The 12,354-nt window shown below is 36.5% G+C and carries 12 protein-coding genes and 1 pseudogene; 8 read left to right on the forward strand and 5 right to left on the reverse strand.

Features of this window, described 5'->3' with window-relative positions; genetic code table 11:
* Both PCI70_RS06730 and PCI70_RS06735 read left to right on the forward strand, forming a co-directional pair.
* Positions 1-309: glycoside hydrolase family protein (locus PCI70_RS06730; RefSeq protein WP_269914565.1), on the forward strand; the 309-nt coding region annotated here is incomplete at its 5' end.
* Positions 306-755 carry a hypothetical protein gene (locus tag PCI70_RS06735; protein WP_269914566.1) on the forward strand — a complete coding sequence of 150 codons (450 nt, stop codon included), beginning with the start codon at positions 306-308 and terminating at the stop codon, positions 753-755. The genes PCI70_RS06730 and PCI70_RS06735, both read left to right, overlap by 4 nt.
* A gap of 161 nt (positions 756-916) precedes the next feature.
* Here PCI70_RS06735 and PCI70_RS06740 read toward each other — a convergent pair whose 3' ends face one another.
* Together PCI70_RS06740 and PCI70_RS06745 are read right to left on the reverse strand one after the other, a co-directional pair.
* A complete protein-coding gene (locus PCI70_RS06740; RefSeq protein WP_269914567.1) occupies positions 917-1,747 on the reverse strand; it encodes a hypothetical protein in 831 nt (276 codons plus the stop codon).
* Positions 1,747-2,955 carry a tyrosine-type recombinase/integrase gene (locus PCI70_RS06745; protein ID WP_269914568.1) on the reverse strand — a complete coding sequence of 403 codons (1,209 nt, stop codon included), beginning with the start codon at positions 2,953-2,955 and terminating at the stop codon, positions 1,747-1,749. Before PCI70_RS06745 ends, PCI70_RS06740 begins: the two co-directional genes overlap by 1 nt.
* Positions 2,956-3,111: 156 nt before the next feature.
* Between PCI70_RS06745 and PCI70_RS06750 the strand changes: the two genes are divergently transcribed.
* From PCI70_RS06750 to PCI70_RS06770, 5 genes are read left to right on the forward strand one after another with little or no spacing between them, the layout of a single operon-like run.
* A complete protein-coding gene (locus tag PCI70_RS06750) occupies positions 3,112-3,708 on the forward strand; it encodes an anthranilate synthase component II (protein ID WP_269914569.1) in 597 nt (198 codons plus the stop codon).
* Complete coding sequence (locus tag PCI70_RS06755) at positions 3,708-4,160, forward strand: carboxymuconolactone decarboxylase family protein (RefSeq protein ID WP_269914570.1); 453 nt, start codon at positions 3,708-3,710, stop codon at positions 4,158-4,160. Before PCI70_RS06750 ends, PCI70_RS06755 begins: the two co-directional genes overlap by 1 nt.
* Before the next feature lies 1 nt (position 4,161).
* Positions 4,162-5,649 carry a class I adenylate-forming enzyme family protein gene (locus PCI70_RS06760; RefSeq protein ID WP_269914571.1) on the forward strand — a complete coding sequence of 496 codons (1,488 nt, stop codon included), beginning with the start codon at positions 4,162-4,164 and terminating at the stop codon, positions 5,647-5,649.
* Positions 5,650-5,662: 13 nt separating this feature from the next.
* A complete protein-coding gene (locus PCI70_RS06765) occupies positions 5,663-6,358 on the forward strand; it encodes an SDR family NAD(P)-dependent oxidoreductase (RefSeq protein ID WP_269914572.1) in 696 nt (231 codons plus the stop codon).
* A 5-nt stretch (positions 6,359-6,363) separates the two neighbouring features.
* Positions 6,364-7,626 (forward strand): aldehyde dehydrogenase family protein, encoded by a 1,263-nt coding sequence (locus tag PCI70_RS06770; protein ID WP_269914573.1) that lies wholly within the window; start codon positions 6,364-6,366, stop codon positions 7,624-7,626.
* Here the strand turns inward: PCI70_RS06770 and PCI70_RS06775 are convergent.
* Entirely contained in the window at positions 7,612-8,040 is a 429-nt protein-coding gene (locus tag PCI70_RS06775; protein WP_269914574.1) for a GNAT family N-acetyltransferase, read from the reverse strand. The two genes, PCI70_RS06770 and PCI70_RS06775, sit on opposite strands and share 15 nt — an antisense overlap.
* A gap of 77 nt (positions 8,041-8,117) precedes the next feature.
* On the opposite strand from PCI70_RS06775, the gene PCI70_RS06780 reads away from it, so the two are divergent.
* Complete coding sequence (locus PCI70_RS06780; RefSeq protein ID WP_269914575.1) at positions 8,118-10,295, forward strand: OsmC domain/YcaO domain-containing protein; 2,178 nt, start codon at positions 8,118-8,120, stop codon at positions 10,293-10,295.
* Between the two features lie 73 nt (positions 10,296-10,368).
* Here PCI70_RS06780 and PCI70_RS06785 read toward each other — a convergent pair whose 3' ends face one another.
* Positions 10,369-11,145: a sulfite exporter TauE/SafE family protein gene (locus PCI70_RS06785; RefSeq protein WP_269914576.1), complete on the reverse strand. Its 777-nt coding sequence runs from the start codon at positions 11,143-11,145 to the stop codon at positions 10,369-10,371.
* A pseudogene (locus PCI70_RS06790) lies at positions 11,145-12,353 on the reverse strand (FAD-dependent oxidoreductase); the annotation flags it as partial. The pseudogene PCI70_RS06790 and the gene PCI70_RS06785, both read right to left, overlap by 1 nt.
* Position 12,354: the final 1 nt, after the last annotated feature.

The raw sequence follows: 12,354 nt of genomic DNA on the forward strand, positions 1-12,354 counted from the left end.
GATCATTACTTACGTCAGCATGTGGGTAAAACAGAACGTCAGCTTAAAAACTCAATTCCAAAAGTTGCATTGTCACAAACTGAATATGACGTGTATCTCGACTTTGTCTACCAATACGGTATTGGTGCATTTAACAAGTCGTCTATGCGTACCAATCTGTTAAATGGTCAATATGCACAGGCTTGTCGCTCACTCCTGCAATACCGCTACGTGGCGAAGCGTGACTGTAAGGTTCGCTCAAACAATTGCTATGGCGTGTATACGCGTCAATTAGAACGCTATCAGAAATGTATCGGAGAGAACCCATGAGCTTAGCACTACTCATCAAATTTTGGCGTGAGGGCATTATCGGGGTACTGGTGTTTGTGCTGATGGGCATGATCACCTTGGTCACCAATAAAGCCCACACTATTGATAACTTAAAGCAACAACATACGCTTTATGTCAAAGAGCAAAACGAGATCCAACTTAAAGCGCAAGTCGAAGCACAACAACAACTCATTCAAGCGGAGAAAACCTACAATGCTAAACTTAAACAAATCTCGCATGATGCTGATCTTGCTCACACTCGGGCTGACAGCTTGTCAAAGCAACTTACCCAAGCCAACAGTCGTATTAAAACCGCAAGACGAGAAGCGGTCGAAGAATACTCAAGAGTCCAAAGTAACGTACTCTCAAGTTGCATCACAGAATATCGAAATATGGCAAAAGTTGCTGATGAGTACCGAGCTGATGCAAGGCGAGTAAATCAATAAAATAGCCCTTTTGCTACGTAAAAAAGAGGTTAAAAAATAGTCTTTTTGTCAAAAAGATAGTAAAATATTTTGTATCATGTATATAAAATTAATTTTGTTAAAAATATTTTGACTACAAAAAAATTTAAATAAAAGAAAAATTTAATTAGAAATTTTTCTTTTTAACTTAACGTGTTTTTAATAATACTTTCATTACTTTCTAACAAATTCTCTATATCAATACGTTCTTGTTTTAAATGCAGTTTTGCATCTTCTAGAATTTGAGTACAAGACAGTAAGATGTCTTGCATATCAGGATAAGTGTTTAAGCTTGTTTCATTATGGATTAATTCACCCATATTTTTTTGATTGCTTATTACCCCCCATAATTCGATATTTTTATTTTCAAATTCTTTAATCTTATCCATAATATTTTTAGGGGTTAGTTTATGTATCTTAATATTATTTATACATTTTGTAAGTTCATTATGGTTTGCAATATAATCACTATCAATTTTCGCAAGGTCGTTATTATATTGGGTTATAAGTTGATCTCTTAAAAGTTTCGTATTTTCATTTTTGGGTATTTCAAGTACCTTAAATAATTGATAGGCCTTGTGGTGTGCCATTCCAGTTAAATTAATTGCTTTATGAGAATGAAAACCAAAGTTTGATATTTCACTTTGAAAAGTTTTAATATCTTCTTTCCTTAGTTCAATCAAGATTTCCAATTTTTCATAAGAAATTTTATAAAGTAATTCGTTTTTTTGTTGTGTAAGTTGGTTATTTTGCAAATTCTTTTGTGAATCAATCGTACGATTATTATTAGTTAATACTGCAAAAATTGTTACTACAGCTGATAAAGCGGAAATACCAGCTGCAAAAATAGCAGCATTATCGCGGTTATACTTTGGAATAAGATCCCACATAAGTAGGGCTGTATATACTATAAAAATTGCAAGCACTGCCCATAAAAGTAAATATAACACCTGTTTTAAACAACTACCTTTCATTACTGTTTCCACCCATCAACCATATCAGCCCAATCTTGTAACATTTTACGGCGATCATTTAAATACTGTGCATGGTTATAAGAAGCACGTGTTTTATTTTGGTGAGAATGAGCCAATTGTTTTTCTATCCAATCCTCACTATAGCCTTTTTCGTTTAATACTGTAGAAGCAGTTGCACGAAAATCATGAGCTGTTACGCCCTTCAAATCTATATATTCAAGCATTCTATTTAATGTAGTAGCTGACAACATAGCGTTGGATCGTTGTATTGAACAAAATACATAATCTTGATGGCCTGTTATTTCATATTGTTCTTTTAATAATTGATACAGTTGATTAGATATAGGTACAAGGTGTAGGCGGTTTTTCTTGGTTGAACGTTCTTGAGTTTTTCTACGAGACATAACAGGAAAAGTAATTAAACGCTCATCAAAATCAACAAATGACCATTTCATTCTACGAACTTCGACTGTTCTCAACATTGAATAAAGCAAAGCTAACCCAGCATTTTTTACAGTAATAGAACCCTTATAAGAATCAAGAGAAGTTCTAAGTTTAAACATTTCTTGTTTAGTTAAGACACGAGCATGTTCAATTTCAGGACGTTCTACATAATCTTTTACTGCGTACGTTGGATCATAATTTGCTCTCAAAGTTACTATTGCATAACGTATGATTGCACCAATAAACTTTCGATTAAGTATTGCAGCAACTTCACCAGTAAAACTTTTTGAACGACGTATCCGTTTTACAGTTTTTTCCATTATTTCTAAAACATCAGCAGAGGTCACTTCGGAGACTTCTTTGTCACCAATGATAGGAAAAATATCTTTTTGCATAGCTCGATCGTACTGAAGAATATATGTATGTGACTTAGTCTTTAATTTTTTTTCTTTATATTCTTGAGCAACAAATTTAAAAAGCGTTGAAGTTTTTGCTTTATTTTCTGATTTCCTTTTTTCAGCGACAGGATTCAATCCTTGTGAGAGATATTTTTGTTGAAGCTGTCTACGTTCTCTTGCTTCTTTTAATGAAATTAGCGGATATTCACCTAGACTCATCGAGGTTTCTTTGGACTCAAATGAGTATTTAAACCGCCATATTTTCTTACCACTTGGCCTTACTTCAATATATAAACGCTCAGAATCTAAAATTCGGAACATTTTTTCAGCAGGTTTTAAGTTTTTAATTTTAGTATTAGACAACATCGAAACAACATAATCATACTCAATTCGTTACCCGTTACGTTACCCGTTTTTATAGCGAATAGACAGAGACTAATACGGATTGATACGGACTAATAAAAAGAGATTGGATATAAAAAACAATGTGTTACGAACTAAAACGGATGGAAGCGGACACTCATGCACTTAATGATTGATAATTATGACAGTTTTACCTACAACGTTTATCAATACTGCAAAATGCTTAATATTGATTTAAAAGTGGTACGTAATGATGAAATCACCCTAGATGAAATAAAAAAGATGCAACCAGAATCAATTATTATTTCTCCAGGTCCTTGTACACCTCATGAAGCAGGTATATCCGTTCAAATCATTCAACAGCTTGATGTTCCTATTTTTGGAATTTGTTTGGGACATCAATGTATTGCGCATGCTTTTGGCGGTAAAGTAATTCGTGCTAAAACAGCAATACATGGTAAGCGTTCTGAAATTGTCCATCATGCCAACGAATTATTTTATGATTTTCCTGAAAAAATTATAGTAGGGCGATACCACTCTTTAGTCGTTGATGATTTACCTCAGGATTTAGTTGCAACGGCATGGGTAGATGAGCCAAACGGCGAAATTATGGCACTACAACATCGTTATAAACCGATTTGGGGCGTGCAATTTCATCCCGAGTCGATTTTAACGAAAGATGGACTTGGTTTCTTTAATAATTATTTTAAGATGGTGGAGCATTATAACGCACAGACAAATAAAAGGATTTCATAATGTCTGCTCGGCGAATTGAACCTTCATTAGTTTCTAAAACCCTCTACAACACTTTAGTACAATACGATACGCAAATTTCTACTCAAACTTCATTAGATGAGGTTTTAGTTGAGTTGATTAAAGTTAAAATTTCACAACTCAACGGCTGTGCTTATTGTATTGACTACCACGCAAAACAAGCAACAAAAATTGGTATCTCATCACAGCAACTCTTGCTACTGAATGCTTATCAGGAAACAGCATTATTTACACCAAAAGAAAAAGCGGCTTTGACTTGGGCACAAGCACTCACGTTTGTGGCAACGACACATGCTGATGATGAATATTATGAACCTTTAATTCAATACTTTACAGAAAAAGAAGTTGTTGATCTGACTTATCTTGTGGGTTTGGTCAATGTATGGAATCGCTTAGCTATTGGCATGCGTTATAACTTAGAAAAAGAGGCTTAAAATGTTAAATCAAATTTTAAAAGATGAAGCGCTAGGCGCAGGGAATTTCATTTATAAACTGAGTCAATATTTTGATACTCAACAGCCCCTTTTACATTTATTTGAACAAAAATCCCTCAGTATTGCGGATATTATCCAAATTTCGGATCGTTTAGCTTCAGCTTACGATGCACTTGGAGTAAAGCCTAAAGATGTTGTGAGTTTATATTTGCAAGACAGCTTTGATTACTTTTTGCATTTTGTTGCCCTAAATAGCATGGGTGCAATTCCATCATTGATTAATGGTGGGCTCTCAGATGATGTTTTAGCAAAATTTCTAGCCATTATTAAACCTGATTTTTTGGTCGTGAATCGACCTACATCAATCTCGCATCTTCCAGTTTTTAATTTAAATGAGATTGACAGTCATGCAACAGGTGAGCGTCCGCCGTTATTTGAACATCAACCTGATGATGTGATTATGATTGGACATACGTCAGGTACAACGGGTATTCCCAAAGGCGTAATTTTTACCCATGAATCGATGTATTATGGCGTTAAGCAGCAGATTGAAAAGCAAAAAGGTGAACACGTTTTATCTATTTTGCCACATTCACATGGTGCATCAATTTCGGTTCTTATGTCATTTTTGTTGCGTGGCACACCCATGACGCTCTTAAGCGAACGTGAGCCTGATGCAATTATTCACGCTGTTAAGAAAATTAAACCTGATGTTGTGGTAGCATTTCCTAAAGTATTTGTAGATTTATGCCGTGAACAATTTGATCCTGAAGATTTTGAATCAGTAAGTTATTGGATTGCGACAGGTGATGCTAACCATGAACCACATATCCGAAAATTGGTGTCATTGGGGCATCATCAAAAGAAAGGGCAACGTGTTGCAGGTTCTTGTTTTATTGATAACTTAGGTTCGTCTGAATTTGCTTTTGCTATTTTTAGAAATATTCATACGCCAAATACCAATAAATACCAACGCTGTATTGGACAAGCGTTTGATTGGGTAGATGTTGCCGTATTTGATGATGAAGGACAAAAGTTATCTGCAAATCAAATAGGACGCTTAGGTGTTAAGGCTAAATCTGTCACTCAAGGCTATTGGAATAACCACTCTTTAACTGAAAAAAATAAATTACAAGGTTATTGGCTAACAGGTGATTTGGTTTATTTTGATGATCAGGGTGATTTTTACCATGTAGACCGTACGAGTGATGCCATCATGATAGATGGTAAGCAAGTGTATAGCTGTCAAATGGAAGAGTTAATCTTGGCGCATATGCCTGAAATTTTTGAACTCAGCATTGTTGAACATCATAACCAATTGATTGCTTATGTTGAATTAAAAGCCGAAACATCTGATTTGTTGCCACGTATGAACGCCCACATGCAACAGCATGGTTATCCAACATTGAGTACATTGGAATTTCAGTCTGCACATGACTATACGGGTGTAACAGGTAAAAAATTAAAACGTACGCTTAGAACATTATAAAAGGGACAATACAATGAAAAAAATATGTTTAATCACAGGTGGTTCGCGTGGGATTGGTCTAGAAATTGCCAAAGGTTTAGCGGCTCAAGGGCATCAAGTTTATATTACAAGCCGTACACCTGTTGATGTGCCTCATCTAACCCATATGTTATTGGATGTAACACAACAAGTATCTATTGAACAGCTTGCACAAAATTTTCCTGAACAACGTCTTGATGTATTGGTGAATAATGCAGGCATTATGCCTGATTATGATTTAGATATTGAACATACGCCGTTTGATACCATCACACAGTTATTAGAAACCAATGTGCGTGGTCCTTTTGCAGTCACTCAAGCATTACTGCCATTTCTGAAAAAATCAGACGATGCGCGCGTGATTAATATGTCGAGTGATTTGGGCGCAATGGCACAGGTGAGCGATCCGTATTCTAAGTTTGATGCAATTGATGCGCCAAGTTACCGCGTTTCTAAAGCGGCACTGAATATGACGTCACTTGTATTTGCCAAACAATTTAGAAATACAAATATTCAAGTGTGTTCATGTAGCCCGGGTTGGTGCCGAACAGGTTTAAACGAGCATGATGACTTTACCCATAAAGCACCGAATTCTGCAACACAAGGGGCAGATACGCCAATATGGTTAGCTTTAGAAGCTGAACAGATTAATGGACAGTTTTTTTATCAACGTCAACCGATTGCGTGGTGATCAACATGATTGAACTTGCCGTTGAAGCACAAGAAAAATTAGCGCATTTTAGTGATGACCGTTTGGATACTGTTATTACTGAAATTATCAATATATTTGCATCAGACTTAACGTATTGGGCAAGTGAAGAGCTTAAACAAAGCCAAATTGGTAATGTCAAAGATAAAGTTCATAAATTAGAACTTGTGACAGACCGTGTTTACCGTGAATTATTTGGCGTTAAAACATTTGGACGTTTAAATACCCCAACGCCGTTTGTTGAGTATGCTGCACCGATTGGGTTAATTTTTGCTGTAGTGCCTTTAACTAACCCTGTACCCAATGCATTGTTTAAAACGTTGATGTGCTTAAAAACCCGTAATTCGTTGATTTTAAGCTTTCCAAGAAAAGCACAAGCCATTGGTAACTTGATGGTACAAAAAATTCAAGATGTTTTAGCTCACTACGATTTAAAAGATGCGATTCAAGCGGTAGAAACGCCGTCTAGAGAAACTACACAAGCACTCATGCAAGCGCCTGAAGTGGGGCTAATTTTGGCAACGGGTGGTAGTAGTTTAGTTAAATCTGCATATTCATCAGGTACGCCTGCCATTGGTGTTGGACCAGGTAATGTGCCTGTACTGATTGGTTGTACAGCAAATTTACAGCAAGCGGTTGAGCACATTATTCAAAGTAAAACGTATGACAATGGTATTGTGTGCGGTTCTGAAAGCAATATTGTGGTTGATGAGGATGTTTACGATGAATTTATTCGTGTACTGAAGCAAAATCAAGTGTGTGTTTTACAAGAACGTAATGATATAGACGCGTTTGTAGCCTGTAATTTTGATGGAAACACATTAAAACGCGAAAAAATTGGAGTAGAAGCAAGTCAACTTACAGAGACATCATGTTGCTTAGTTGTTGTTGAGCAAACAGAAGGTTTTGAATTTTTGACACAAGAAAAATTAACGCCGTTATTAACCATTGTGAAAGCCAAACATAAGCAAGGTATACAAGTTGCCGAAAGTTTATTGTGGCAATCAGGTACAGGGCATACTGCTGTAATCCATAGTCATGATCAATACGAAATTCAAACCTTTGCAGAACAACTGCCTGCAGGTCGTGTATTGGTTAATTTACCTGCGACACATGGTATGTTGGGCATAGATTCAGATATTCCATTGTCATTTATGCAAGGCTCAGGTACATGGGGAAGCAATGGATCGACTGCCCCTGTGACATGGCGTGATTTTGTGAATATTAAACGCTTATCATACGGGCATTAATCTTTTATGATAGAGCACAATACGATCAACTTCGGTAAAGTTCAGGGCAGTATGTACTGCTTGAGATATTGTGTTTTCCCAATCTGTTGATGAGCATAATTCTTTATAACCAAGCTGAATTAATTCTTGTTCTACTTGGTTTATAAAGAATTTTCCATACTTTTTACCTTGTTCGTTTGGCTTAATATAAAAACCTTCTAAAAAGGGAACAGGTTGAAAAAAACAGCCATTTGAATAAGAGCGTAAAGCTACTTCTGCAAAACCAATCACATTATTGTCTTTAAGTAGTAAAAATGCAGACCGTGAAATTTTTTTATTTAAAATATGATGAATATCTTCTTTATGCTCTTCTTGATTGAGCTGTGCCCAAAATTCATGCCGTAAAGCGAGCCATGGTGTTATTGTTTTAAGCATATGGTAGATCCGTTGTGTAGAAGAAGGGGGCAGAATTCTGTAAGATCAGCATCTTTATTTGACCCTAAGGTGCCAGCATGGAAATCAAAGTCAATTTTTTAGATAATCTTCGGCTTGAGGCTAAGTTTGATGACTTTACCGTAATCGCTGACCAACCCATTCGTTATAAAGGGGATGGTTCTGCACCCGGTCCTTTTGATTATTTTTTAGCATCATCTGCAATGTGTGCTGCATACTTTGTAAAAGTGTATTGTAATGCACGCGATATTCCAACAGAGAATATTCGGTTATCTCAAAATAATATTGTTGACCCTGAAAACCGTTATAACCAAATTTTTAAAATTCAAGTGGAATTACCAAGCGATATTTCAGAGAAGGATCGTAAAGGAATTTTACGTTCTATTGACCGTTGTACCGTTAAAAAAGTGGTACAAACAGGTCCTGAATTTATCATTGAAGAAGTTGAGAGTATTGATGCTGACGCACAAGCGTTGTTAATGCCAAGCTTATCATCAGATACGGCAACCACCATTTTGGGTAAAGATTTACCATTAGAAACTACGATTGCCAATATGTCTAAAATTTTGGCAGATTTAGGTATGAAAATTGAGATTGCATCGTGGCGCAATATTGTACCTAATGTGTGGTCATTGCATATCCGTGATGCCCAGTCGCCAATGTGTTTTACCAATGGTAAAGGTGCAACTAAAGAGAGTGCATTAGCTTCTGCCTTAGGCGAGTTTATTGAGCGTTTAAACTGTAACTTCTTTTATAATGACCAATTTTGGGGTGAGGAAATTGCTAATGCAGAATTTGTACATTACCCAAATGAAAAATGGTTTAAACCAGGTGAAAATGATGAGTTACCGTCTGAAATTTTAGATGAGTATTGCCTAGAAATTTATAATCCTGAAGATGAGTTATGCGGTTCTCATTTATATGACACAAATTCGGGTAATACGGCACGTGGTATTTGCTCTTTACCATTTGTTCGTCAATCTGACGGTGAAACTGTTTATTTCCCATCAAATTTAATTGAAAACTTATTTTTAAGTAATGGCATGAGTGCAGGTAATACACTTGCCGAAGCACAAGTACAATGCTTATCTGAAATTTTTGAACGTGCCGTAAAGCGTGAAATTTTAGAAGGTGAGATCACGCTCCCTGACGTACCACAAGAAGTAATTGCAAAATATCCATCTATTGTAGAAGGTATTAAAGCATTAGAAGAGCAGGGCTTTCCTGTGCTTGTAAAAGACGCATCGTTAGGCGGAAAGTTCCCTGTGATGTGTGTAACATTGATGAACCCACGTACAGGTGGTGTATTTGCATCTTTTGGTGCACATCCAAGTTTTGAAGTTGCCTTAGAGCGTAGCTTAACTGAACTTTTACAAGGTCGTAGCTTTGAAGGCTTAAACGATTTACCACAACCAACTTTTAGTAGTAACGCCGTAACAGAACCAAATAACTTTGTTGAGCATTTTATTGATTCAAGTGGTGTTGTGTCTTGGCATTTCTTTAGTGCTAAATCAGATTTTGAATTTGTGGAATGGGATTTCACAGCAAAAGGCGATAACCAAAAAGAAGCACAAACGTTGTTTGGTATTTTAGAGTCGTTGGGTAAAGAAGTTTACATGGCGGTATATGACCAATTAGGTGCAACGGCGTGTCGTATTTTAGTTCCGGGATATTCGGAAGTTTATTTGGTAGAAGACCTTGTATGGGATAATACCAACAAAGCTTTATTGTTCCGTGAAGACATTTTAAATTTACATCGTTTAGATGATGAGCAGTTACAAGCGTTGCTTGAACGTTTAGAAGACAGTGAACTAGATGACTATACTGAGATTAAAACACTGATTGGTATTGAATTTGATGATAATACCGTGTGGGGACAACTTACATTATTAGAGCTCAAGCTTCTAATTAACTTAGCATTACAAGAGTTTGAAGAAGCAAAAGATCTTGTAGAGGCATTTTTACAATACAACACTAATACCGTTGAGCGTGGCTTGTTTTATCAAGCACTTAACGTGGTACTTGAAGTTGTATTAGATGATGAGCTTGATATAGAAAATTATGTAGTGAATTTCCGCCGTATGTTTGGTAATGAACGTATGGATGCTGCGATGGGTTCAGTTGAAGGCACAGTGCGTTTTTATGGATTAACGCCAACAAGTATGAAGCTTGAGGGGATTGAACCGCATTTACGTTTAATTGAAAGTTATAAAAAACTACATACAGCGCGCCGTTAAAAAAAGCACCTTCGGGTGCTTTTTTATTACTTTATCGACAACATATTTAACATAATATGTATTATACGAAATTTCATACTGCCGTTAAAAACATATTTGTTGCAACACAAACAACGGTTAAAGCAAATATTCGCTGAACAACTTTTGGAGATATAATATTCAGAAGTTGTTTTCCAACTAACAGTCCAACTATGCATGCAATAACAAACATGATTGTAATGGTTTTTGGATAACTAAATCCTTCAAGCAAGTGAAGAATAATTGTAAAAGAACCAATCAAACCAACAATCATTAAAGAAGTTGAAATAATACTTTTCATACCAAGATTAGTAAGACGTTTAAGCACAGGTACAATGATAAAACCACCACCAACACCTAAGAGCCCAGTTAAAAACCCTGAAAAGATGCCAACACATCCTAAAATAACGGCGGTTTTTTTATTCCATAAAAAGCGTCCAGTATTTGGATTAAGTTTACATAATGGATTTGGCTGCTCTATATTTTGTTTAAAAAATAATCTATAAGCCACAAAAAACATGACACAAGAAAATAATAATGTCATATATGCTTTAGGTATAAAGTGGCTAAAAACAACTCCAAAATGAGCAAATGGAATCGCTAAAATTGCAATCCAAATTGCAGCTCGATACCTCACAACATGTTGTACAAAGCCTTGAATCGTACTAATAAATGCAGACATCGTTACGGCGATCAATCCTACAGGTGCAGCTTGGGCAACGCTCCACCCTTGAGATGCCATGAGTGCAGGCACAGCAAGAATGCCGCCCCCTGCACCTGTGAGTCCAAGTAAAGTACCAATTGCAATACCTTCAAGTACTAAAACCCACATTACTGATACTTCTTATTGGGTTTAACAAACCATTCTTGTCCTTTGAGCATACCTTCCCAATAAATATAAGGTAAAAGTTTAGCCTTTAAAAACCAAGCTAACGCTGTAGGTTGACGTCCATCTAAAAACCAAGCAGGAAACGTTGGCATTAATTTGCCACCATACCCAAATTCTGCAAGTACAATCTTGCCACGTTCAACCGTTAATGGACATGAACCATAACCATCGTAAGCATAAAAATCAGCACTTTGATTTAAAAATGCTAAAACATTCACGGCGACAACTGGAGCTTGTTTACGTGCGGCTGCAGCAGTTTTAGCATTGGTCGTATTGACCACATCACCTAAAGCAAAAATATTAGAATAAGTGGTATGTTGTAGTGTTTCAGGATGAACACTCACCCATCCTTTTTCATCAACAAGCGTACTTGTACGGATACATTCTGGTGTTTGTTGTGGTGGTACCACATGCAACATATCAAATGGTTTCTCAATAATCCCAGTTTTAGTTTTAAACCATGCTTTTTTGGCAATACCATCTACTTTGATGAGTTGCTCTTCAAAACATAAGTTTACGCCGTAGCGCTCTATATATTGCATTAACGCAGGTACATAATCCTTCACACCAAACAATGCTGCACCTGCATTACAAAAGTCGATACTAATCTGCTGTAGACATCCTTGTTTTTGCCAATGATCTGCCGATAAATACATTGCTTTTTGGGGTGCACCTGCACATTTAATTGGCATTGGTGGCTGTGTAAAAATTGCTTTACCTTGTTTTAACTGTTGAACCAACTGCCATGTATACGGCGCAAGATCATAACGATAATTTGAAGTAACGCCGTTTTTACCTAACGTGTCTTCTAATCCTTCAATCGCAGACCAATTAAGTTGTATTCCCGGACAAACCACAAGAACATCATAACCAACCTCTTCTTGGTTGCTTAAAACCACTGTATTGTGATCTGGTACAAAACGTACTACAGCGTTTTTTAACCATGTCACATTTTTAGGCATAACCGATGCCATAGGCTTTGCTGTTGAGGGTGCATCAAAAATACCGCCACCCACCATTGTCCAACCGGGTTGATAATAATTGGTATCAGCAGGATCAATAATCGCAATATTTGCTTGAGGGTCACGTTTTAAAATACTAGATGCCGTTGAAATACCAGCAGCCCCACCACCGACAATCACAATCTTAAAT

Source organism: Acinetobacter sp. HY1485 (assembly GCF_027568475.1).
Lineage (GTDB): Bacteria > Pseudomonadota > Gammaproteobacteria > Pseudomonadales > Moraxellaceae > Acinetobacter.